The 23,466-nt window shown below is 60.4% G+C and carries 14 protein-coding genes and 3 pseudogenes; 6 read left to right on the top strand and 11 right to left on the bottom strand.

Annotation, left to right across the window (positions count from 1 at the left end; translation table 11 throughout):
• Both tssB and tssA read right to left on the bottom strand, forming a co-directional pair.
• Positions 1 to 504: a type VI secretion system contractile sheath small subunit gene (gene tssB, locus PSH65_RS00640; RefSeq protein WP_019580435.1), complete on the bottom strand. Its 504-nt coding sequence runs from the start codon at positions 502 to 504 to the stop codon at positions 1 to 3.
• A 32-nt stretch (positions 505 to 536) separates the two neighbouring features.
• Complete coding sequence (gene tssA / locus PSH65_RS00635; RefSeq protein ID WP_305424485.1) at positions 537 to 2,093, bottom strand: type VI secretion system protein TssA; 1,557 nt, start codon at positions 2,091 to 2,093, stop codon at positions 537 to 539.
• A 728-nt stretch (positions 2,094 to 2,821) separates the two neighbouring features.
• Here tssA and PSH65_RS00630 point away from each other — a divergent pair.
• From PSH65_RS00630 to PSH65_RS00605, 6 genes and pseudogenes are all read left to right on the top strand, one after another.
• Positions 2,822 to 4,849, top strand: a complete 2,028-nt coding sequence (locus PSH65_RS00630) for a type VI secretion system tip protein VgrG (protein ID WP_305424483.1) — start codon at positions 2,822 to 2,824, stop codon at positions 4,847 to 4,849.
• A complete protein-coding gene (locus PSH65_RS00625; RefSeq protein ID WP_305424482.1) occupies positions 4,846 to 5,682 on the top strand; it encodes a DUF4123 domain-containing protein in 837 nt (278 codons plus the stop codon). The genes PSH65_RS00630 and PSH65_RS00625 overlap by 4 nt, the downstream gene beginning before the upstream one ends.
• Entirely contained in the window at positions 5,679 to 6,470 is a 792-nt protein-coding gene (locus PSH65_RS00620; protein WP_305424481.1) for a hypothetical protein, read from the top strand. Before PSH65_RS00625 ends, PSH65_RS00620 begins: the two co-directional genes overlap by 4 nt.
• The gene (locus PSH65_RS00615) at positions 6,467 to 8,803 is read left to right on the top strand and encodes a lipase family protein (protein WP_305424480.1); all 2,337 of its coding nucleotides are present in this window, start codon (positions 6,467 to 6,469) and stop codon (positions 8,801 to 8,803) included. The genes PSH65_RS00620 and PSH65_RS00615 overlap by 4 nt, the downstream gene beginning before the upstream one ends.
• A gap of 271 nt (positions 8,804 to 9,074) precedes the next feature.
• Positions 9,075 to 9,308: a DUF2388 domain-containing protein gene (locus PSH65_RS00610; protein ID WP_305424479.1), complete on the top strand. Its 234-nt coding sequence runs from the start codon at positions 9,075 to 9,077 to the stop codon at positions 9,306 to 9,308.
• Positions 9,309 to 9,317: 9 nt separating this feature from the next.
• Positions 9,318 to 9,491: pseudogene (locus PSH65_RS00605) on the top strand (contractile injection system protein, VgrG/Pvc8 family); the annotation flags it as partial.
• A gap of 103 nt (positions 9,492 to 9,594) precedes the next feature.
• Here the strand turns inward: PSH65_RS00605 and tagQ are convergent.
• From tagQ to PSH65_RS00560, 9 genes and pseudogenes are all read right to left on the bottom strand, one after another.
• Positions 9,595 to 10,524 (bottom strand): type VI secretion system-associated lipoprotein TagQ, encoded by a 930-nt coding sequence (gene tagQ / locus PSH65_RS00600; RefSeq protein ID WP_305424477.1) that lies wholly within the window; start codon positions 10,522 to 10,524, stop codon positions 9,595 to 9,597.
• An 84-nt stretch (positions 10,525 to 10,608) separates the two neighbouring features.
• Positions 10,609 to 12,336 (bottom strand): SUMF1/EgtB/PvdO family nonheme iron enzyme, encoded by a 1,728-nt coding sequence (locus PSH65_RS00595; RefSeq protein WP_305424476.1) that lies wholly within the window; start codon positions 12,334 to 12,336, stop codon positions 10,609 to 10,611.
• A complete protein-coding gene (locus PSH65_RS00590) occupies positions 12,329 to 13,525 on the bottom strand; it encodes an ABC transporter permease (protein ID WP_305424475.1) in 1,197 nt (398 codons plus the stop codon). Before PSH65_RS00590 ends, PSH65_RS00595 begins: the two co-directional genes overlap by 8 nt.
• On the bottom strand, positions 13,525 to 14,241 hold the full coding sequence (locus PSH65_RS00585; RefSeq protein WP_305424474.1) for an ABC transporter ATP-binding protein: 717 nt from the start codon (positions 14,239 to 14,241) through the stop codon (positions 13,525 to 13,527). Before PSH65_RS00585 ends, PSH65_RS00590 begins: the two co-directional genes overlap by 1 nt.
• Positions 14,241 to 17,288, bottom strand: coding sequence for a serine/threonine-protein kinase (locus tag PSH65_RS00580; protein ID WP_305424473.1), 3,048 nt, complete (start codon positions 17,286 to 17,288; stop codon positions 14,241 to 14,243). The genes PSH65_RS00585 and PSH65_RS00580 overlap by 1 nt, the downstream gene beginning before the upstream one ends.
• Positions 17,285 to 18,017, bottom strand: a pseudogene (locus tag PSH65_RS00575) (PP2C family serine/threonine-protein phosphatase). The gene PSH65_RS00580 and the pseudogene PSH65_RS00575 overlap by 4 nt, the downstream one beginning before the upstream one ends.
• A pseudogene (gene tagF, locus PSH65_RS00570) lies at positions 18,018 to 18,669 on the bottom strand (type VI secretion system-associated protein TagF). It lies immediately after the preceding pseudogene.
• Positions 18,666 to 22,166 carry a type VI secretion system membrane subunit TssM gene (gene tssM / locus PSH65_RS00565; protein WP_305424472.1) on the bottom strand — a complete coding sequence of 1,167 codons (3,501 nt, stop codon included), beginning with the start codon at positions 22,164 to 22,166 and terminating at the stop codon, positions 18,666 to 18,668. The pseudogene tagF and the gene tssM overlap by 4 nt, the downstream one beginning before the upstream one ends.
• Positions 22,163 to 23,461: a DotU family type VI secretion system protein gene (locus tag PSH65_RS00560; protein WP_305424471.1), complete on the bottom strand. Its 1,299-nt coding sequence runs from the start codon at positions 23,459 to 23,461 to the stop codon at positions 22,163 to 22,165. The genes tssM and PSH65_RS00560 overlap by 4 nt, the downstream gene beginning before the upstream one ends.
• Between the last annotated feature and the right edge of the window lie 5 nt (positions 23,462 to 23,466).

Here is a 23,466-nt window from a genome sequence, read left to right as displayed (position 1 = left end):
TCAGGCGTCCGGGGCGGCGGCGTTCAGGCCCAGCTCACCCAGTACGCGACCGCGGGATTCGTCGTCGGCGAGCACGCCTTCGATGGCTTTGCGGAACGCAGGCGCGTTACCCAGCGGGCCTTTGAGGGCCACCAGCGCGTCGCGCAGTTCCATCAGTTTTTTCAGCTCAGGCACTTGCTCGACCAGCGAGGCCGGGTTGAAGTCTTTCATCGAGTTGACGCGCAGTTGCACGGCCAACTCGTCGGCTTCGCCATCTTCCTGCAGACGGTTCGGCACGCTCAGGGTCAGGCTCAGCTCTTGCTTGGCCAGCACTTCGTCGAAGGTCATCTTGTCGATGCTGATCGGCTTGCGATCTTCGACTTTGCGTTCGTCCTTGCGGTGGGTGTAGTCACCGATTGCCAGTAGTTTCAGCGGCAGTTCAATCTCTTCCTGAGCACCGCCGGTGGCGGGTTTGAAGGTGACGTTGATGCGTTCCTTGGGGGCTACCGAGCCTTCTTTGGCCATGGCTTTTCTCCTTGCGGTTGTGGCCCGGGGGCCTATTCGAGTACCACTTCAAGATCGAGGTGGCACAGCCTGCGATAAATCTCTTCCTTGCGTTCACGCACTGCATGGTTCTGCGGTAACAACTCGCAGCAGCTATGCAGCAAATGCAGCACTTCCAGCGCAAGATCGGGCTCCCAGGCGTGCAGGCCTGAGTCCTGTAATGTTTGGTCGAGGGTTTCGAGTTGGGTCTTGGCCAGTTCGTATTTCTTGGCCATGAAACACAGCCGCGCGAGGGCGAACTGCCAGAAAAATCGGACCCGCCCGCCGTGGGCACTTTGCAAGCCCTGCTTGAGAATCTGCACGGCGGCCTTGAGGCCGTCCTTGCGCAGAATCGGCAAGACTTCTTCCAGGGCCAGTTCCCAGGCCGGCTGGGTATCGGCGACTTCGACCTTGCGCGGCGCACTGGCGCTTTGCAGGTGCGGCATGACGTTGGCGCTGATCCAGGCGCGGGTGGCCGGATCGGCGAACGGCGCGCCGTCATGGAAACGCAATTCGATGATGCCGGGCAGGCGCTGAACCAAAAGCGCGAAGTGGATTTCCACTTCGCGCATCGCCATCTCGGCGTTCAGCCCCTGAAGGCATTCCCAGACCATTCGCTGGCCATCGAACCAGAACGGCGCTTTCGCCAGGCTCGCCTCCAGCTCTACCAGCAGATCTGCGTATTTCCCTTGATCGTAGCGGTCCTGATAGGCCTTGAGTTTGTCCGCCGGCACGCCACGCAGAACGGTGATTTGCTCGGCGTTACGCTCAGGCACCGCATCGATGGGCAACCACAACAACGTGCGATTGAGGCGCAGGGCGCGCAAGTCGGTGGCTTTCTGTTTGAGCCACCAGGCACACAACGGACGGGCGTTCTCCTGCTGGGCGCGCAGGGCCTTGTGGGCTTCTTTCTCGTTATCGATCGGCGCGCCGGGAGTGAACAGCTGGGTCGCGGCCTGCTTGACCTGGGCCACCGCGGCGCCCACCACACCGGGCTCCGGCTGATTGTCGGCGGCGCGCTGGACCATGTTTTTCAAGCGACGGGAGATCGGCAGCAGCAACGGCGCGTCATCGTCCAGGTGCTCGGTGCACGCGGCGTCGAGACCTTCCAGATGCTCGACCAGACGGCGGAACAGCGGTAGCTGCTCTTTGATCGCGACGTTTTCGTTCAGCACCTGCTCAAGACGCGGCACCAGCCAACTGATGGCAGCGGAGCGAGTGCGGGCCTTGTTCGGGTGGATTTCGGCCCAGTGATTTTCACAAAGGTGGTGCAACAAACCGAGGCCGGCCAGCAGCCCCTGGAAGGATTCACGCTGGTACAGCGCCCAGGTCAGCCACGCGCCAACACGCAAATCCTTGGATTGGGTGCGCAGCAGATTTTCACTGTTTTCGCGGATTTTCAGCCAGTCGATCTGACCGCTTTCGTGCATGGACGAGGCTTTACCCAGCTCGCTTTCCAACGCCTCATATTCGCTCGAAAAGCGAACATCCTCGCCCGCGAAATTCTCTTTTGAAACAGAGGCTTTTGCGAGTTCAAGGTAATGGGCGGAAAGTTTGCTTGAGTAGGACATCCGTGACCTTTAATTAGGATTACAGTCATGCGGCCATTGGAGTTGAAATGGCGCGGGACAGTATCAAAGAGCTGCGATGAGTCTCATCCAATTGAGTTCGCGCTCTTTCAAGGCGCGCATCCTAATCACAATGATGGCCATTAGCAAGCATCCGATAAAACAATAAAACTGCGTCTCCGTTGTTGCTGTAGGAGATCTCCCTATAGGGGACAAGGGATCCCCTGATGCCGGTTTTTACCTCTTCACCTTCGCCACATCACCCCCACAACCATTGAGCCAGAGCGGTTTATCAACCCCGCCAATGATCACAGGACATGCACGCCCTGAAACGGAACCCAGCATGACAAAAATAAAACATGAAAAATGTAGGAGCTTTCCGAAAAGTTACAGTCATCCATGGACGTAGCGATAATTGACAATAAGCAACAAGAAGCGCCATCAGAATGATGGCACTTCTTTATTTCACCCATTTTTCTACAAATACGTACTCAGTTCGTCTCAAACTTTTTACAAAAATATCGAAAGCCATTCACGCATTGCTGACGCAACATTCTGAAGTGCGGAAAACTCTGACGTACTTTCTGGACGCGTCCGACATTCATTCTTTTGCCCTCTTGTTAGCGTGCTGGACAGTTTGCGTTTGCTCACGCCGGGCATGGCTTTGGCAGCGCGATTTGTCTCCTCTTTCGGCTTAAGGACGAGCCACGGAAAAGCAAAAGGATAAGCGTATGTTCGCCCCGGCCAATGCTGCTCATTTCACGTTTTTGATCCCAACGCTTCGCAACGATTTCAAAGTGCTGGCCTTTGAAGGCACTGAAGCCATGAGCACCTTGTATTCGATCCGGATTGAGCTGGTTAGCGAATACGCTGATTTCGATCTGGAAAGCTTGCTCAGCCAGCCAGCGTTTCTCCAGTTCGGCCTCAATGGTGAAGGCATTCATGGCCGTATCGAAGATGTGCTCATAGGTGAAGCTGGTAGACGCCTGACCCGTTACTACCTGACTCTGGTGCCCGCGCTGCACTACTTGCAGTTCAGCCACAACCAACGGATTTTTCAGCACCTGACGGTGCCGCAAATCATCGCTCAGGTCTTCAAGGGGCATGGCATTCAGGCCGATGCTTTCACCTTCAACATCGCAACGAATCACGAGCGCGAGTACTGCACTCAATACGGGGAAAATGATTTCGAGTTCGTCCAGCGGCTGTGCGCCGAGGATGGCATCGCCTGGCACCACCAGCACTCCCGGGAAAGCCACCTGCTGGTGTTCACCGACGACCAGACCTGCTTCCCCAAGTTGGGCGAAACCCCTTATCAGCAAGACTCCGGCATGGTGGCGGAGCATTCGGTCGTCAGCCAGTTTTCCCTGCGTTTCAGCACCCGCCCCAGCACGACCACCCGCCGACACTACGACCTTAAACGCCCGAGTCTGTTGCTGGAAAGTTGCTTCACCGCCGAGTTCACTCCTGAGCTTGAAGACTATCGCTACCCGCTGTTATTCGAGAGCGAAAAACGCGGTAAACAGCTCGCTCGGCTGGCGCTGGAACGGCACCGTACCGATTACCAATTGGCCGAAGGCGAAAGCGACCAGTCGACCCTGCGCAGCGGTCATTTCTTCAGCCTGACGCAACACCCACGCGAAACGTACAACGATCTATGGCTGCTGCTCAGTGTCACTCACGCTGGAAAACAACCCCAGGTGCTTGAAGAGTCGATCACCAGCACTGCCGAACCTGAGGACGGTTTTACCCAGGGCTACCGCAACCGCTTCAGCGCGATTCCCTGGGACGTGTGTTATCGGCCAACGATGCCTCCCCGAAAACCTGTGCTGGTCTGCCAGATCGCGCGCGTCACAGGCCCCCCCGGAGAAGAAATTTATTGCGATGAGTACGGCAGGGTTCGCGTCGAGTTTCCTTGGGATCGGGCAGAGCTCAACAGCGAGAAAAGCAGTTGCTGGTTAAGGGTTGCATCCAGTTTGGCGGGCGAAGGTTTTGGGGCAGTGACCATCCCGCGCGTCGGCATGGAAGTGGTGGTGACATTTCAGGAGGGCGATCCGGATCAACCGTTGATCACCGGTTGCGTGGCCAACAAGGTCACTTCCGTCGCTCATCAATTGCCCGAGAACAAGACCAGAACTGTCCTGCGCAGCCAAAGCTCGCCGCGCAATGGCGGCTACAACGAACTGTCGATTGAAGACCGCGTCGGGCAGGAAAGAATCTACCTGCGCGCCCAACGCGACATCGAGCAACTGATCCTCAACGACAGCCACAGCCTGATCAGCAACGACCGCTTCGAGCAAGTGGACAACAACAGCACCAGCCTGATCAAGGGCGAGGAATTCCACACCACCCAAGGCGTGCGTAGCACGGTGATCGGCGCTGATGAGCTGATCACTATCAGCGGCAATAGCAGCACGACGTCCGCGGGGTCGCTGGTGATTCAGGCCGGGCAACAGGCGCATGTCACCGCCACTAACGTGGTGATCGACGCGGGCATGAGCCTGACGCTCAAGGCGGGTGGTCACCACATCGTTATCAATGCCGGCGGGATTTTCAGCAGCGTGCCCATTGTCGAGGGCGGAGCGCCACTGGCGGGTATTCAGCCGCTACAGGCGCTTCAGGCTGTACCCAGCAATTCGAATCCCGTCATCGCCAGCCCACTGTCTATCGTCGCCGGCGCCCGACAGTGGGCGGCGGATTACTGCCCGCTTTGTGAGGCTTGTCTCGCTGGCCAATGCAGCATTGGAGAAGTCGCATGAGTACGCTTGAACAATGGCTGTTCGATCAATCCCGGTCCGGACGGGAGCTCTATCTGATGCTCGACTCGGACGGTCATCTCGACGAGCGCAATGCGTTAACCAAGGAACTGGGAGCCGATCAATACCGCAATTTGTATGTGGGCACGGCAGCTAATTCAATGGCGCAAGCAGGCCCTGTTCTTATTCAACTCGGAACCGTCAACCATCCGGTCATCCAGTCGCTGCTCGCCACGCCCGAGCGTCATTGGGGCTGGATGGCCAGCGCCGCCCTCACGGACCTTGATACCTTAGTCACACATTGGCGCGACCGGTTGGTAGTAGGCGAGCGCCCGAATCTGGCGCTGTATCGCTTCCACGATAATCGCGTACTGGGACGCGCCCTGAGCCATCTGCAACCTGAGCAGCACGCCGATTATCTGGGGCCGATCGCCAGCGTCTGTTACTGGCACGCGGAGCAATGGACAGTCACGGACAACCCTGACCCCGGCGAACACCCGCTACCGCTCGAACCGGCGTGGCTGAAAACCCCGACGCCGGAGATTGTCTACGCGAACGTGCAGTTCGATAACACGCGCCGCTACCTGATCCGTGAGCACACCGAAGCCTTGGCTGCCCTTGCCACAGAGCGCGATGTGGATGACTGGTTGTGGGGCTTGATTCAATTGGCCCGTTTATGGGACTGGCAGCAACCGGAGCAGGTGCATTTTTTGCTGACTCAGTGCTTGAAGGCGCCGAGTTACCTGCCGCCCAAGACATGGCAACCGAAGCCGGAAGAGGACCCAGCGGCGCATTTTGAGCGGGTGCTTTATTGGCAGGGAAATGCGCCTGTATGAAGCGGATCTTTCAAAGCATGACCCTCGGCAGTTGCCTCTCCCTGACACTGGGTTGTTCCGCGCTCGGCAAGTCGGACAGCTTCACCTTTGTTCCCGATTTTCCGCCTGATTTCAAGTACGAGTTGAAGGCGATCTACCTGCCAGCCAAAGGGCAAACGTGCACCCTCGCGGGAGGGAGAAATGCTCAGTTGGGCTTCAACAAAATCGATATGAAATACGAAACTACTTCTGACATTGAACTGTACAGAACAGTTGAAGACTGCCTGGTGGCGTTGAATCGAGTGGAGATCAGAATCACGGGCATCTTCGGCCCGGAACTCAGTGATAGAAGCTCTGACTATGCCGTAATTGCCGTGCGCTCAGAGTTATTGGATCGGAATAAAGGCACGCTCAACGCTGCTGGCATAGGTGAGTTTTCAGGCGAGTGTCAGTGGTTTTTCCGCACAGTCGGCCCCAAGCGTTACCTCATAAAAATCCTCTACTGCAAAAAAACCGATGCGCAGGGAAACGTCGCGAAAAGTCGTCCCTTCACGGCTTATACCCTTGATCAGCTACCAGGGAAAATCGTGAAGCTAAAGATCACCTTGGCCCATGAGGAGGAGCCTTATATGGGTGACACATGGGTGAAGGTGCCTGACGGCTGGAAGCGCTGCATGGGCAAAGGTTTCGAAGACCAGCATGCGTTTTGTTACGGCAATCACAAGGATTTCAGCACCTTCAGGATGGTGGACGAACGGATCTGCACCATTTACCCAGGCTGCACGGAAAACAAGGAGGAAAACCCATGAGCGTCGAATCTTTGGCTGCGAGCGATATTCCATTTATGAAAGGCAACATCCACGCTTGCCCATTGCGTGGCCACTCGACAAGTTTTCAGCTAGTCGACGAGTTCGGTGATGGCAAGGCCTACTCCGGTTTGACTTACGAAGTTACCGACTACGAAGACACCGTTTACACCGGAAAACTCGACGCCACCGGCTCTGCCAAAGTGGAAAACCACTTCTGTGGCCCGGTGTTGCTCAAACTGAACGACGAATATCGAGGACTTAATGATGATTACAGCGAATTAGTTCGCAGGAAGCATTACCCACTCCCCATTACCGAACTACAAGTGCGCGCCGAAAAAACCCGCTTTTTCGACAAATCAGGCGTACGCACTCTGGCAAATCCAGCGAAGGACCTCGCTGATCCCGATGCCTATTACCAGGTCGAAGTGAGCGAACTGGTCAAGTACGTTGCGCATTTGCCGCCCTTGGCCTCGCGCAACGCCCCACCCAACACGATGTTACACACGCTGTTCCGCCAGCCCGCAAAGACCAGATCATTCACGCCTCAGAATAAAGATGCCACGGATGGGGGAATGGGCGCTGTCATCACTCCGGCGGACATTGGCATGTTCGAACTAGGGTTCGCCCCGCCGCCGCCCAAGTCAAAAGGCATTGCCTTATTACCAAACAAACATCATGTACTGGAAGTGCGGCCGATGAGGGCGCTACGGCCGATGTTGTCGACAGGCAACGAGTTTTGCGTACTCAACCTCTATCAACTGTCACTGATGTCGACGTTGAGTTACACCGACTTTGGTCAAGACCCGAATACCCAGCCCGTCGAAACGGATAGCGTGACATTTCCACTGCGGCCCAGCAGCGGCAACTGGTTCGGTCATGCCCTGCCGCAATTTGATGAGATATGGCAAGTCGATGCCGGCCAGACTGCAAAGTATTACCCAATGTACGAAGAGGTGCCTTACTCCAAACGTCTGGAACTGGTGCCGTTCGACCCGCAGTTGTACCCCGAGGTCAACGATCCGGAATTGGGCGATGCGCAGGAACACCCGGCGAACGTGAACTTCCTCGATGATCGCAACAAAGTAAACAAGACCGACACCCAAGCCTTCATCTGCCATCACGACGAGTTGATATTGGTAAGTGTGAGGGGAACAAGTGAGATATTAGCCGACGCCTGGCTTGATGCGGATGCCTACCAGGTGCCTTTCGAACAAGGGGATGGAAAGGTACACAACGGTTTCTATAGAGCTGCCAAAGTGGCCTACAGATTTGTCGTGGACTACATGGAAAAATTCTACAGCGGGCAAAAGCTGGTAATCACCGGGCACAGCCTGGGTGGTGCGGTGGCGCTGATACTGGCTGAGATGCTGCGACGTAATAAACGGTATCAACCGAACATCGTGCTTTACACCTATGGCGCCCCCCGCGCCGCCGACTCAACCTTTATCGAAGCTGCAAAACCGCTGAACCACCATCGCATCGTCTTCCACAACGACCCCGTACCGAGCGTTCCTTCCACCTGGATGAACACGCCGTCCAACCGCGTTCCGATGTATGCCACCCACGGGGCGGCACTTGCTCTCCACCCGGTCGGTGGTTTGGCGTTTTTTATAGGCGGGATCATTAATTTCCTGGGTGACCCGTATGGGCATCACGGCCAGTTACGTCATTTCATGCCGGTGGTATTCGGCGAAGGTCACAGCTCCTCCATCCTTTGGGAACCGGGTTGCAGCACGATCAACGATCATGGTTGCGCCGAAGCGCTGCGACAGATTGATGGCTTGCCCAAGCGCGACTCATTTCTGCGGCAGGTGATAGATAACGGCCATCACTCGATGGTCGATAGCTACATTCCCGGATGCTGGGCCAGCCTGCGCCGCTGGCAGGAAACGCTGGAAAAAAGACGCTCGCTGGTGACTTTGACTGAATTCCAATGGGTCAGCGACACCCTGACAAACGTCTCAGGACAACTAAGTGCACTCAAAGCGAAAATCGAAAAGCTCTCCCGTGCTTATGCCAATCCCCAGCGAGATGTCCAAGCGATAAGGGATCTAGAAAAAGAAGTCGAACAGATCAGCCAAACCAAGATCCGCTTGCTCGCGCTGCACAAGCGGACGATCACCGAGGCTGATGTTTATGGCAGCTACGCCGATCAACCCGAGTGGGTGCAGGACAGTCTGCTTCGGTGGAATGCTCATCTGGAAAATATCGCCCGGGAACAACTGGCGATGATGCCATCCCCCCCCGAAGACAATGAAGCGGCTATTGCAGCAATCACGGGAGGGCATGCGGTGGGTACGCCGTTCCATTTAGATATTGATTCGATTGTGTAGCCCTTGCCCGAATCAACAAAAGTGCCAACGTTGCCGCCACTTAAACACAAGCACTCTCAATGTTGAGTCGATGCGGCACGTCGCTTATGGCAGCGCGCTCACGCTTTGGGCGGCCACAGACAGGGAGTTCAACCAGATCATGACTACTCGGCGCAATAAAAAATGGACTCTGGCCTTCGGGAGCTTATGTGGGGCCATGATCATACTCGTAGGTAGCGACTCTGTTCGGGCTGAGCCTACTTATACCCCCTCGTCATTCACTGGATACGGGTTGCTCATCACAACGGTCGGACCGTTTATTACGACAACGAACGACATCAAGGATGGTTTCTCCAAACTCTACATTCAGGCAGTGAAAGACGATGCCGCCGCCTATCTCGCTACCGACGGCGATCTTGATGGCCCCATGCTTGAATCTGCATGGCGCGCGCATTTGGAGCAGCACGCTGATATTCAGCCAAGCAAGAAAGAGTTTGCCCACAGGGTGTTAGCTTCCTATGGATGAACAACCAAGTTTCTCCAATTCGGGCTTAACGGCGAAGGTATTCATGGCCTAATAGAAAACGTGGTCGCGAGTGAATCTGGAATACGCCTGACCCGTTATCACTTGACCCTGGTGCCTGTGCTGCACTACTTGCAATTCAGTCACGATCATCGGATTTTCCAGAATCTGACGGTGTCGCAAATCAAGGAGAGCAAATACGATGGCGGCGCATAGCGCCAAGGCGTAGCCAGTACAGATCACTCCCACGCAGCGCGTGGGAATGATCAAAGCCCTACAAAAAACTCAATCAAACATTCGGGCAAGGCACCGGTGCCCAGTCGCCCAGGTCCGGGTTCTTGCACATGCTGTTGACCTGAGTGGTGCCTGCGCTAGCCACTTGCTTGCTTTCCGCCTGTTTGGCTTGTGCGGTCTGCAGGGTTTTTTCAGTGGTGACCGCTTCTTTCGGCACGGTTGGCAGCACCGGTTTTTTCGCCGGTTTCACCGCTTTTTTGCTCTTGGTCGGCGCCACGACGGGCGTGGTGTCGGCGGTTGCAACGGTGACCACGTCGGTGCGCTGCACACCTACTTGCTGCAGGTCTTTTTCGTAGGCCTGAGTGTAGTTGTTCAGGTCTTCGCTGGCTTTACCGTTAACCGCGACGATCAGGTCGTTGGACTCTTTGAGGCCCGCGACGATTTCTGCCAGGCGCTTGCGGCCTTCGGTGTCATTGACGGTCTTGGCCTTGCGGTCGGCGACCAGTTTGGTGAACGCGTTCTGGTAGCACTGCTGCGACGTCTTGGCGTACGCGGTGCTGCGGTCGATGTCGGCGGCACTTTTGTTGACGTCGGAGGCGTAGGAAGCGATGCGCTGGTTATCATCAGCGATCTGCTTCTGGCGCTCGGTGTAGTAGCCGGTCGCGCCGCCCGCCAGGGCACCGCCCGCTGCACCGATGGCGGCGTTGCGGCCACGGTTCTCGGAGTCGACCAAGGCGCCCAGCAGTGCACCGCCGACAGCGCCGACGGCCGCGCCGGTGACGACCGACTTGGTCATGTTCGAATCAGTGGCACGCAAGTGCTGCACTGGCTCGTAGCAGTTTGGGTAGTACTCGACCTTGGTGCTCGAGGCGACCTTGGAGGTCGGCGACGTGGCGCAACCGGTCAGTACGGTACTGAAGCCGACGGCCATCAGCAGCAAGTGACGCTTGGAAAGCGAAGCAAAAGGTTTACGGGAGGAAAGCATAGTTGTGTTCTCTTTTAAGTTTGACCAGCTCAGCACGGCCCACCGCCGCCTGAGTCCCTTCCAAGCTCGCTGTACAACGAACGATCAAGACCGCTGGGCGTTCGATGCGAGCAATTCCTTCAATATCGCCGCCGGGTCGGCTCGTCGTTGCTGACGATAATCACCGACATGGCGAACGAATAACGTTGCGCGCGTTACCAGGCTCTTGCCCAGTACCGGCTTGCGCTCCAACTCTTCCTTGATGCGTTGAAACTGCGCCTGGATCACGGCATCGGTGTAGCGCGTGCCGGTTGCCAGGTTGTCGATGTAGATCGCCACCGCGCCGTCCAGCGCGCTGCGGCCATTGTCGATGGCGGTAGCGAACAGCTTGGCGCTGGCCTCGTCCTTGGCGTCCAGGGCCTGCTGGCGACTCTTCTGCAAATTGGTCAGGCGAATGTTGTAGTTGTTGACGGTCTCGGCCACCAGGGCCGCCGACTGGATCAGGTTGCCGGCCGCTTCCTCGCGCTGCTGGGCGATGAGCGAGACGTTGCGCTTGAGCTCTTCGTTGACCAGCCCCAACTCGGCTTGCAGGCGCGGATCGACGCTGGCAGCAATGATGCTGTCCAGGCGTTTGGTCGGGTCCTGGGCGTCGTCGATGGCATCGGTCAGCGAAGCCAGCCGGCCTTCTTTCTGCCATTGGGCAAACAGTTCCTTGTAGCGCGAACGTGGCGCCGACAACGCGCCAATTGCGACCCGGAACCCGGTGGTTTCGTTGTTTTGCTCGGTGCCGTCGGCGGCGAACAGCGGGTACTCGCGACGCATCCCGGTGAATAAGGTGCCCTCGCCTTCAAGGTAGTTGCCGCCCTTGACCACGAAGCCGCCGTAGGTGCCTTGGCGGCGTCCGGCATGCACGAGCTGGAAGGACTCCTGGACCATCTCGGCGGCGTTGCCGATCACGTCGAACAGGCCGATGGGGTTTGGCAGTTTGGTACCGATCGGCATCAGCCGCGCAGCTTGGCCAGTGCCGCCGGCGACTTGGTTGAAGACCGCCCAGTCCGCCAGTGGCCCGTCGCTTTCGCTGCCTTCCAGGCGCCGGGGAAACAGGCGCCCTTCCAGGTCCTGACGGCTAATGGCCTGCCCGCCACGGGCAGCAAATTCCCATTCGACCTCGGTCGGCAAGCGCACAAAACCCAGCCCGCCCTCTTCCGCCGAGGTGCCACGACCGCTCACCGGTAGCAGGTCCTTGTGGTTTTTCATCAGCCAGGCGCTATACACCGCCGAGAAGCGTTCGGCCTCGAATCGCGACAATTTCACCTTGGGCAAACGCCCGGCCATGCCTTGCGGCGCCTCGGCTTGCAATGCCTCGCAGGCCGGTGCCGGCTCGCCGCTGGCCAACGATTGCGCCTGGGCCATGACCTGGGCGTATTGGCGGGCGGTGACTTCGTATTTGCCGATGAAATAGAGCATCGGTTTGAGCGGGGTCTTGTTGTCAGTCTTGGGCATCAACGGCGTGAGGGTCTTGCCCCAATCCTTGGGCAGATCCTTGAGGGTGAACTGGCCGTTGATAAAGTCCCGGCGGTAACCGGAGATGAACGACTGCTGATAACCGGCCTCGCCCTCGCTGAATGGATAGCCAAGGCTGATCTCGCGATCGTCCAGAGTGCCCTGCGCCAGGATGTAGACGTAACGGAACACCATCTGCCCTTCGCACGGCAGCGGCAGGCTGACGTCATCGGGCAACGGCTTGGGGTTGTCCAGTTTGTCGGTGCTTTCATCAGCCCAGACCATGCTGGCCAGGCTCAGCGCCACGGCGGCGCCCAGTAACTTATACATCTCGGATTCCTTCACACGCCTGGATACGCGCCACTCGCCAGCCACCACAGACTGCCGCCACGGCGCTGACGCCGAGCACGGCCGCCAGGGCCAACGCGTAGTGACGCGCCAGCAGATGGCTGGCGTACTCGCCCGGCATCTGCGCAAATAAATGGTTCAGGCCCGATTGCGCCAGGCCATACAGCCCGGCACTCAACAGGGCGGCAAGGCCGGCGCTGTACAGCGCCTGCACCACCACAAACAAAAGCAACGCTGCCGTGGAAAACCCCAGCAGGCGCAACACCGACAACTCTCGGCGCTTGCGCTCGACTGCCGCCAGCGCGCCGGCAAAAATCGCCGCGAACGCTCCCGCCAGGGCCAATCCGGCGATGATCCAGAACACGATCGACAGGTTGCGGCTCAGCGATTGCACCTGGGCGATGGTTTGGGCCTGGGTCGAGACCAGCAGATTCTGTGCAGCGAAGTACTGACGCAGCGGCTCGACATCCTTGAGGCTGCGGGCGTACAGACGAAACGCCGGATACACCCGCTGCTCCGTCACACCCACCGCATCACCTGGCCAACCGAACGCTGGCACGGCGCGACCGTCCCGATAATCTTCAGCCGCTTCCAGTAACGCCAATGACGCGAACAATCCGTCCCGGGCGAAGGCTTCCAGCGGCAGAACGTGCAGCACCTGGACGCGAGTGCGCTGCGCCTCGCCACGACCGGCCACTTGCCGGCCGAAACTGGCCTCCAGCCAATCACCGGCCTTGGCCCCGAGCTTTTCGGCGGCGGTCTGGCTGAGCAGCACCTGATCCAACCCTTGGGGCACCGATAGACTGCCGAGCAAGGGGTCGTTGGCGGCGGTGGGGATCATTTCGACGGTCACCGTCGACGCGTCAGTGGTCAGATCCGCCGTCGCGGCAATCTGCCGGGTGCGCGGCAAGGCGAAAGCCACGTCGCCGCGCCGGCTCAATTGTTCGATAAACGCAGCACTGAACCGGCCGCCACCCAGAGGAATGATTTCCCGGGTGGCCGGGTCATTTTCCAGGCGCTCGGTCAAACTGCTGACCAGGCCGAATTTCAAGCCGAACAACACCAGCAGCGGTGCGACCACCGCCACCAGCGCCAGCACCGAACAGGCCGACAGCCACGCATCGTTGCGGTAATCCTGCCAGGCCAGGGAAGCCACCAGCGCGCTGCGCATCAGCAGGCCTCCCCGAGGATGGCGGTGACACCGCCATCGACGTCGCGATGACAACTGATGCGCCGCACCTGCAAACCGCTGGCGCGGGCCAGTGACTCATCGTGTGTGGCAACGACGCAGCACACGCCGTGTTCGCGGGCCTGGGTCACCAGCAACTGCATCACGCGTTCCGCGTTCAGCGGATCGAGGGCGGCGGTCGGTTCATCGGCCAGCAGCAGATGCGGCCCATGGGCCAGGGCGCGGGCGCAACTCACCCGCTGTCGTTGGCCGACGGACAAATCACCCGGCTTTTTGCCCAATTGATCGGCGATATCCAACGCCCCGGCCAGGCGATCCACGCTGCCGTCGTCCTTCAAACCAAGCAGTTGGCGCGACAAGTCGATATTGCCGCGCACGTCCAGAAAATCCAGCAGGCCACCGGTTTGCAGCACGTAGCCCAAGTGCCGGCGGCGCAGGTCCGCCAAGGCACTTTGCGCATCAGCGCGCCACAGCCCGCTAATGTCCGTCCTGGTTTGGCCGGGCGCAAAATCAAACTGCCCGGCCTGATCCGGCGCCAGCACCAGCGCCAGCAAATCGAGCAACGTGCTTTTGCCGCAGCCACTGGGACCGACCACCGCCAGTTGTTCACCGGCACGCAGTTGCAACCGTGGAATCACCAGGCTGTAGCGCTGGCTGCCGACGCCCCGGTTTTTGTGCACTGCGTTCATGTTCAGCATCACGGCAGCGTCGACAATGGAACGCGGTACAAGGCATCACCCGGTTCGGCATCGCCGAAACGCACCCAGTTGGCCAGGTCGTTGTGGAAGGTTTCGTAGAGGCGGATCTTCGAATCCAGCTCGTCGATAAAGTCCTCCTGCTCGGCCACGCTCAACGAAAGCCACAAATCCTGGGTCATGTTCAGCGACTTGCTGCGGTAGGGCAGCCCTTCCAGGTACTCACCCAGAACCCCGCCATCGGCCAGGTTGCCGCCCTTGCGCAAGGCCGAGGGATCGCGGCTCATGTAGGCACTGGCGCTGGCGATTTCCTGGAAGAAATTCTTCGGTGAGGTCTGTGTCTTGCGAGCCGCATCGACGATCAGTTTCAGCGATTGCTGCAAGTCGTTGAGCTGCAACTTGGTCAGCATCACGCAGACCTGAAACGCCGGCAGTGCCGGGTTGGTCAGGTCGCGGTCGGCGGTCCAGGCGCTGACCAGTTGCGGCGCCTGGCTGGCGGCTTTACGCCCCAGGAAATCCATGTGCATCGCGTAGCCGACGGCTGCCGATTTATCGCTCAGGCTCGGCGCGGCGCTCAGCAGCGGCACGGTTTGCGGCTTGTTGCCACGCACCTGATGCACCAGGTCGGCAAACACCGAACCGATCTCGTCCACCCGCTCACCGAACTTGCGCACATCGGCGCCCGGCACCGGAATGTACAGGTCGCCGATCTGCGGGTTGGCGTCGGCGGTGAGGGTGCGATACTGGCTTTGCGCACCGCCATGGGTTTTCTTGCCGGCATCGCTGAGCAGGTGCAAGGCGTAAATCTTGATCTGCTTGCCCAGCGCGGCTTGGCGCACTTCGGCTTCGTTCATTTGCGTGGCGGCATATGGGTCGTTCTTGCGCAAGGCACCGGCATCGGTGACTAACAGGATCACGCGCCCGCCATAGCCGGACCAGTCCATGCCCTCGACCGCTTCCATCACACCGGCAAACGCATCCTCGTTGAACGAATGGCTGGAAACCGTGGACGCCTTGACCTGCCGCGCTAGGTCCATGAAGCGCTGTGGATCGCGTCCTTGTTCGAGGGTGATCAGGGTTTTGGCGACGTATTCCAGGCCCGGGGTTTTCTGGGTGCTGCTGCGAAACCCCACCAGGCCGAAGCTGACACTGTCCATCTCGCCGCGCTCGGCGATGCGGGTTTGCAGTTCGTGTACGACGTCGCGGACCTGATCGATGTAGGGTTGCATGGACACGGTGGTGTCAACGACCAACACCACGGCGGTGCGGAACGCGTCGGCGCTAGCGGTAGTGATTGGCGTGTTGCTGGCAGCGGCCTTCGGAGCATCACCGGGGTCGATGGACGCCACGTTCAGCAACTGCACCGACTGACCGTTCTCATCGAAGCTCTCGCGCGAATCGAAAATCGGCAACAGGTAAAACTGATTCTGCGGCACTGCACTGGCGGCCGGTTCCAGAGCCAGTACCTGCTGGTTGTCTTCGCGATTCTGCTGGGCCTTGAGCAGCTGGTTTTTTGCCGTCGACGGATCTGCCAGCAGCTTCTCCACATCACCGGGCTGACGCAGGAACATCACCGGCGCACGGCCGGAGCGTTCGGTGAATTTAAGTACCAGGCTTTGCTTCCAGTCGCTGACTTGCGCGGCCGGCAACCAGCCGTCACTGCGCCCGTCGGTGGCGGCGCCGACGCGCAGCCAAGGGCTGCCATCAACCTCTTTTCGCTGATAGACGTAAAGCACGGAAAACGCCGGCAAGGCCTTGTCGGGTGTGCCCCCAGGGTCGCTGGCGAATTTCGCCCCCGGCTTGCTGAGTACTCGCTGGAACAAGGTTTTTTTGCCGGCCATCAGCAGTGGACGCTGACCATTATCGACTTCTGTCGCCACAGGGGGGTTCACCGGTGGCGCCACGGTTGGCGGCGGTGTTTTGACCGGAGGCACTGAAACCACTGGCGTCTTGGCGTCCGCTTCGACGTCACCCGACAGCCACCAATAACCCGCGCCGCCCAAGGCCAGCACCACGGCTACCGCGACGGCGGCAAGCGCGAACATCGGCCCCTTGCGCTGCTCCGAGGCTGGGGATTGCGGCGTCGGCTTCACCGTCGGCGCAACAGGATTGGGTCGCGGTTGTGGCTGCGCGGGGCCGGTCGGTATATCGATGGACACCGGCGTCAGTCCCGCCAGGTCATTGCTCACCGCAATCGGCGATACCGGAATTGGCAATGGCCGGATCGTGGTCGCGTCAACCGACTCCCGAGGCAGATTATCCAGCGCCTGCAACAGCGCCTTGGCGTCCGGGAAACGCTCGACCGGATCCTTGGCCAACAGCTTGCGCAGCACCTCTTGATAACGACCGTGGTGCACCGGCAGCTCCGGCAACGGTTCGGTCAAATGCGCCAGGGCCGTGGAGAGTGCGTCGTTGCCGGTATACGGCAGTTTGCCAACGAGGATTTCGTAGAGCACCACGCCCAGGGCATACAGATCGGCCCGACCATCAATATCCTGGCCGCGCGCCTGTTCCGGGCTCATGTAGCTGGGAGTACCGACGGCGAAACCGGCCTGGGTGAACTGGGTGCGGTCGTCCATGGACTTGGCGATGCCGAAGTCCGAGAGCACCGCCGTGCCATCGGCACGGAACAGAATGTTCGCCGGTTTGACGTCGCGATGAACCAGCCCCAACCCATGGGCGTAGCCCAGGGCCGAGGCGATCTGGCGGATATAGATCAGGCCCTGTTCCGGCGTCAGGCCCGCGGCGATGCGCTCCTTGAGCGTGCCGTTGGGCAGAAATTCCATGGCCATGTAATACAGCTCACCGACATGGCCAATGTCATGGATGGTGACCGTATGCGGGTGAGACAGGCGCGCCAGGGTTTTACCTTCGCGCAGGAAGCGCTCGCAGAAACTCGGGTCGGCCGCCAGCGCCGCGGCCATGACCTTCAGCGCCACCTTGCGCTCCAGCGAGCGCTGGGTCGCCAGGTAAACGCTGGCCATGGCGCCTTCGCCGATCTCGCCGTCGATGTCATAGCCGGGGATCAGAATGCTCAGGGTGGAATTCATGACGGCACCTTCACGACGATGACGGTGATGTTGTCCGGAGCGCCGCGCATCAACCCCAGGGACACCAGGCTGCTGGCGATTTCCCCAGGTTCGTCGTGGCCCAGCACATCGCGGATCTCATGGTCTTCAACGGTCTTGTTCAGCCCGTCACTGCACAACAGGTAACTGTCGCCGGGCTTCAACAGCAGCTCGACCATCGCCAGTTCCAGCTGTGACTGGACCCCGATGGCGCGGGTGACAATATTGGACCGTGGATGCACCCGGGCTTCGGCTTCGCTGAGCAGGCCGCTGTCCTGCAGATCCTGAACGTAACTGTGATCCCGCGAGATGCTTTCGAGCAGGCCGTCACGCAGGCGATACAAGCGGCTGTCACCCGCCCACAGGCACACCCCGCGCAAGTCACGCGCCGCCAGCACCACCACCGTGCTGCCCATCATGGTCACGCCGCGGTTGGCGGTTTCTTCACGCACGGCGGCGTTGACCCGCAGCAGGTCGGTTTTCAGCGCCGCGACGTATTCATCCAGCGAACGGCCCACGGCAATGCTACGCAGACTGTCGACAATCAGACTGCTGACGTAGTCGCCCGCCGCGTGCCCGCCCATGCCATCGGCGACCACCCAACAGGCCATTTTCCGGCCGGTCCAGGCAAGCATCTTCGTTAACCTGGCGGACCATGCCGACATGGCTCTTGCTTGCAGACTTGAACGTCTTTCCAACGCGTGGACACATCTACACAACACCTTCTTGGCCGAGCAAAAATTGCGCAAAATCGGCGGCGGCCGGCAGACCCTGGCACCGCAATAAACCGGGGGCGATACGCTCCGAACCCTGGCCCCACCACAGGCTTGCGCCTTCGCAGGCCAGTTCGGCAAGCGCGGTCATCCGCGCCTTCGGGTCGGTGGCATCAAAGCGGTTCAGGCCGGCAAAACGGCTGCTTGGCGCGCGTGGCAGGGTACGCCGGGCTGCCCAGCGTCTCCAGCTCTGCACCGAAGGCTTCGAAGCTCGCCTCCACGCTCAAGGTGCTCAACATCAATTGCTCGACCTGTTCAAACCAGGCGTCCGAACCGCCCACCACCGACGCCGGGTCGGCTTCGTGATCCAGCAGCACCGCGACGGTCAGCGGAAAATACCGGCCCACCCGATCGACACTTGGCATCACCACCCCGACGGCGGCCTGCGGCCCACACACACCGGGCGCGACCATAAAGCGCCACAGCGGACTGACCAGATAGGCATTGAGCCAACGGTCGCCGAGGCTCTGGCTGGCGAGCAGGCCCGCCGCCAGCCACGAATCCCAGGGGCCGATAAAACTCTGCGACAAGCCACGGCTGACAAAGTCCCCGCGGCTGGCCAGCTTTCCATAGAAGCCCGGCGTGCTCATAAACGCTCCGGCAGGCTGAAACCGCTGAGCACACGGCTCTTGAACGGGTTGAAGGCGCTGTTGGCCCGCAGCTCATAGGAGGCGCTGGCGCCGTCGACCCGCAGCCGCAGGTTGAAGCGATCCGGCGAGTTGCCGGCGGTCAGGTCCGATTGCTCGAGCAGGCGGAACCAGGCCCAGGGCCCGTCCAGGGTGATGCCCGAACGACCGCTGGCCGAGGGCGGCATGATCGAGATTCGCACCACGCCGATGCTGCCGGGATTTGGCCATTGCATGGCGGTCGGACGGCTCGGGCCATGGTCGTAGCTCAATTGCTGGCCATCGAGGTCGAGTAAAAACTGGGTGATGGTGGCATCCATTGCCACGGGCTTGAGTTCGAAGCGCACCATCGGCTGGGTGCCGCCGGAACGGAAAAACGCATCCCGGATGGTCGCTGCCCGCTGGAAGGTTTGCAGCACCCCCGGGGCGATGCCGAGCTTCTGTGCGGCGCCCGGTTGCCAGCGCCAGGCCTGGGTCGAGGTATCCACGTACGGCTGCAGGTATTTGCGGAAGTAGTTGTCCATCACTCCGCCCACGCCGAAGAACTGGCCGAAATCGTCCAGGGTCGCGTCCCGCGCACTGCCCGGCGACATCGGATAACGCCCGGCCAGGGACTGGCGATAGATGTTCACCACTTCGCTGGTCCAGGCGGCGTTCAGTTGATTGCGTACCCCGCCCATCATGCTGTTGGTGGTGGAGTTGACCACCGATTTGACCAGGCCCTGCACCAGCGGCGGCTGACGTTCGGCGTTGAGGCTGACCCGTGTCGCGGCCGCTGCGGCCTGGTTCTTGGCTTCACCGAGCAAGGCGTCGCCGCTGGCGCCGACCATGGCGCTGACCTGCACATACAGGGCGTTCATGTCGGCCAGCAGGCCGTCGATGGCCGCAGGCTCGCCTTCGTTTTTGCTGACGATGCGGTTGAGTTCGGCAAAATGCGCGGTGATGGGATCGTCACTGGCCTCAGCCGTGTTTTGCATCGCCTGCTCCTGGCCGAGCAAGGTGCCCAAGCGCTCCTTGAGCTTGTCGACCCCGCCCTCCACCGGCGCGCCCTTGGCGGCCAGCAGGCGCTCTTCCTGTTGCAGGTCGGTTTCCTTTGCCACCGCCACCAGCAGTTTTTTCAACGGCGAGGTCGGGCCGGAAATCACCCGCAACACATCGGCAGCCTGAGCCACGCTGGTGATCGGCACGAAGTCGATATCCGCCAGCAAGGCGTCCCACTGGCGCTGGTAATCCTGGAAATACAGGCGGCGCACGTCGGCGGCCAGGCTGGCGACATTCTGTTGTTCTGCCTGATCGTGACCGAGTACCCACTGCTCCTCGGCCAGGGTGCCGGTCTGGTTCAGGCTGGTGAGCAAAAACCCTTGGCGGTAACCCTTGGCCGTGAAGAAGCCACTCAAGGGTTCGCCCAGCGGCTTGCCGCTCTTGCGGCTGAACACCAGCGCGGCATCACGCCCGGCCGCTTCGTTGAGACGAAAGTCCGGAATGCCGTCCGGCAGTTTCTGCCGCTTGATCCGGTCATAGACGCGCTGGGCCACCGGCAGCTGTTGCAACTGCCGGCGCAGGTCGTCGATCAGGCGCGGGTCCAGACGTGCGGTGGGCGGATGGCGCTCGAACAGTGCCTGCAAGTGCTCTTCCAGGGCCAGACGCTGCTCGGCCGGCAAGTCGCGCGGCAGGCTGCGATCCCAGTCCAGGGCGATCCACGCCTTGATGAAGTTGGCATCGTAATGCTCGCTGTCGGCGAGCATCAGGTAGGCCTTCAAGCCTTCGTAAAGGAAGTCCGAATTGCCGCCGCCGTGCAGTTGCTCTTCGATGCGCGTGAGCAAGCGTGGCGCGAAGACCGCGATCAACAGCTTGCGATAAACGCTGCCGGACTCGGCTTCAAGCATGTCGCCCTGATACAGGCCCAGGCCTTCGGCCCAGCTCGGCGCGTCGTCAGCCAAGTGCTTCACCGCGTTGAGCAAGGGCAATACCGCGAGCACGTCCCGCTGTGCCGGGCTGAGGCTCTGCACGGCCTGGCCCAGGGGCGCGACTTTCTGATCGACTTGCGCGATATACGTCTGATTGGCGCGGTAGCTGATCCACCACAAGGTCCCGACCACCAGCACCAGGGCCACGGTCGAGGCCAGCACGCCCCGGGCGATCCACTTGCGCCGACGTTCGACTTTCGGGTTGACCCCCACCAGTCCACGCTCGGCAAAGGCCACGGCGCTGAAGAGTTTTTCGATGAAGTAACTGCGCCCGGTGCCGTTCTGGCGCGCCAGATGCTGGCGGTCCAGGTTCATGCTCTGGGCCATGGAACCGATCAGCCGGTCAATCGGGCTGCCTTCCTGGGTGCCGCTGGTGAAATACACCCCACGCAACAACACCCGCTCTTCAAAGGCGTTGGGTTTGAATACGCCCTCAAGGAAGCTTTGCAGGCAATCCTTCAACGCGCCGAACTGTTGCGGGAAGCCGTAGATCAGATCGCGCCGCGCCGGGTCGCGCTCCTGTTGCAAACGCTCCACCAAACGATCGTTGAGGCGCTGTTCCAGGCCGGTGAACTCGCTTTGCAGATGGGCCAGCGGGCTGTCATTGTTTTTACCGTCGTCCAGGGCAAAAGTCATACCCCAGACCTGGGCCCGTTCTTCCTTGCTCAGGGTATCGAAATACTCCATGAACCCTGGCACCAGATCGAGCTTGGTCAGCATCAGGTAGATCGGGAAGCGCACGCCGAGTTGCGTGTACAGCTCCTGAATACGCAGGCGGATCGCGGCGGCATGGGCGGCGCGCTCGGCGTCGCTGCCCAGCAGCAGGTCGGAGAGGCTGATGGCGATAAACGCACCGTCGATCGGGCGTCGGGCCCGCTGTTTTTTCAACAGGCCGAGAAAACCCAGCCATGCGGCTTTATCGACCGTCGCGTCGCTGTCCTGGGTGGTGTAGCGCCCGGCGGTGTCGAGCAGCACGGCCTGATCGGTAAACCACCAATCGCAATTGCGCGTGCCACCAACGCCACGGACCGCCCCGGCGCCCAACTGCGCCGCCAACGGAAAATGCAGCCCGGAATTGACCAGCGCCGTGGTCTTGCCCGAACCCGGCGGGCCGATGATCACGTACCACGGGAGCTCGTACAGGTTACGTCGCTCGTCACCGCCCAACTTGGCTTTTTTCAACAGCGCCAAGGCTTCGTCCATGCGCTGGCGCAGGGTTTCGAGCTCTTCGGCCGTGGCGATGCTGGTCGGGTCCGGCGGAGTTTGCGCCGCCAGGCTGCGCATCACTTCGGCGGCCTGACGGCGAGCCTGGAAGATGCGAAACAGCCGATAGGCGATCCACACCGCGAACACCAGAATGATCAGCGTCCAGCGCCGGCCTTCGGGCACCAGGAATTCGAGCAGCGGCCCGACAAACCAGATGATCAGGCTCAGGGCGATCAGCCCCAGCAACGGAATGACCCAGCGGATGATAAAACTGAAAAACGCCTTCACTCGACCCCCTCCGCCAACACTGTGATTTCGACCCGACGGTTGCGTGCGCGGCCCTCTGTTGTCGCGTTCGAGGCCAGCGGTTCGGTGTCGCTGCGGCCTTCGGCGCTGAAGCGTTCGGGCTGGCCGGTCTTGGCCGAAAGGATTTGCAGCACCGAATTGGCCCGCGCCTCGGACAAGGCCCAATTTGATGGAAACCGCAAGGTGGCAATCGGGCGATTGTCACTGTGCCCGGTCACCCGGACCTGGCCCTTGACCTTGCGAACGGCATCGGCGATGCGCAGCATCAGCGGCTGGAAATTGTCGATGATGCTGGCGCTGCCCGAGGCGAACAGTTCATCGCCACGAATGGTCACCACTGAACGGTCAACGGCGTCTTCCACCGCGATCCGTCCAGCCTTGATTTCATCGGCAAGGAAGCCCGCCAGACGGGGACGCTCGATCAGTTTCGGTTGCACCACCGGACGGTCGATGGCCTGCACCGGGATCTCGCCCAGTGCATGGATGTTTTTAAACACCGGCTCGGCATCGGCGGCCAGTTTCAGGCGCAGGCCGAACAGCAGCGCCAGCAGCAGCGCCACGCCGATGGCCACGGCGATCCATGGCGGCATGAATTGCGCCAGCCGGTCGCGGGCTACGGTGACGCCGCGCCAATGGGGCGACAGTTCACGCTCATACTCGCCACGAGCACTGCGGATGACCGCACTGGTGCGCTCACGCAAGGCTTCCAGTTGGCTGCGACCGTCGTTCATGACCCGATAACGCCCTTCGAAACCCAGGCACATGCACAGGTACAACAGCTCCAGCAAATACAAACGTTCGCGGGGGCTTTGCAGACAATGTTCCAATAACTGGAACACCTTCTCGCCGCCCCAGGCTTCGTTGTGCACGGTGATCAGCAGGCTCTGTTTGCCCCAGTCGCTGGCCCCCCCCCACGGCGTACTCAACACCGCTTCATCCAGGGCGGTGCATAAGGCGTAACGAGCCAGCAACACATCGTTGCGCACCACGCCGGCAGCCTCGGCGCGCTCCTCGAACTGGCGCAGGTAGGCCAGTAATTGCGCACGCAGGCTCGCCGGCGCCGGGTGGGCAATGGTGTTGCGCAAGCGGGTCAGCAAAGCCAGCAACGGGCCAGCGGCGCTCTCCAGGGGGTTGAGACCTTCGGCGTTGCTGATCAAAAGCGGCGCGGCCGGCATCGAAAGTGGCGCGGACTGGGCGCGGCCAGCCTCCGGGCGGATCGGGTCGGCGCCACGGCCACCGGGCGTCGGCATGAATTGGGTACGATCGTCGTTGCTCATTGCGG

The sequence above is a fragment of the Pseudomonas sp. FP603 genome (assembly GCF_030687415.1).
In the GTDB taxonomy this organism is placed as follows: Bacteria; Pseudomonadota; Gammaproteobacteria; order Pseudomonadales; family Pseudomonadaceae; genus Aquipseudomonas; species Aquipseudomonas wuhanensis.
Note: the sequence above shows the minus strand (reverse complement) of the source record. Positions and strands in the feature narration are given on the sequence as shown.

Bases quoted from the DNA above. Each gene is read 5' to 3' on its own strand.
- tssB (WP_019580435.1), bottom strand. From the start codon at position 504: ATGGCCAAAGAAGGCTCGGTAGCCCCCAAGGAACGCATCAACGTCACC.
- tssA (WP_305424485.1), bottom strand. From the start codon at position 2,093: ATGTCCTACTCAAGCAAACTTTCCGCCCATTACCTTGAACTCGCAAAA.
- PSH65_RS00630 (WP_305424483.1), top strand. From the start codon at position 2,822: ATGTTCGCCCCGGCCAATGCTGCTCATTTCACGTTTTTGATCCCAACG.
- PSH65_RS00625 (WP_305424482.1), top strand. From the start codon at position 4,846: ATGAGTACGCTTGAACAATGGCTGTTCGATCAATCCCGGTCCGGACGG.
- PSH65_RS00620 (WP_305424481.1), top strand. From the start codon at position 5,679: ATGAAGCGGATCTTTCAAAGCATGACCCTCGGCAGTTGCCTCTCCCTG.
- PSH65_RS00615 (WP_305424480.1), top strand. From the start codon at position 6,467: ATGAGCGTCGAATCTTTGGCTGCGAGCGATATTCCATTTATGAAAGGC.
- tagQ (WP_305424477.1), bottom strand. From the start codon at position 10,524: ATGCTTTCCTCCCGTAAACCTTTTGCTTCGCTTTCCAAGCGTCACTTG.
- PSH65_RS00595 (WP_305424476.1), bottom strand. From the start codon at position 12,336: ATGTATAAGTTACTGGGCGCCGCCGTGGCGCTGAGCCTGGCCAGCATG.
- PSH65_RS00590 (WP_305424475.1), bottom strand. From the start codon at position 13,525: ATGCGCAGCGCGCTGGTGGCTTCCCTGGCCTGGCAGGATTACCGCAAC.
- PSH65_RS00585 (WP_305424474.1), bottom strand. From the start codon at position 14,241: ATGCTGAACATGAACGCAGTGCACAAAAACCGGGGCGTCGGCAGCCAG.
- PSH65_RS00580 (WP_305424473.1), bottom strand. From the start codon at position 17,288: ATGAATTCCACCCTGAGCATTCTGATCCCCGGCTATGACATCGACGGC.
- PSH65_RS00560 (WP_305424471.1), bottom strand. From the start codon at position 23,461: ATGAGCAACGACGATCGTACCCAATTCATGCCGACGCCCGGTGGCCGT.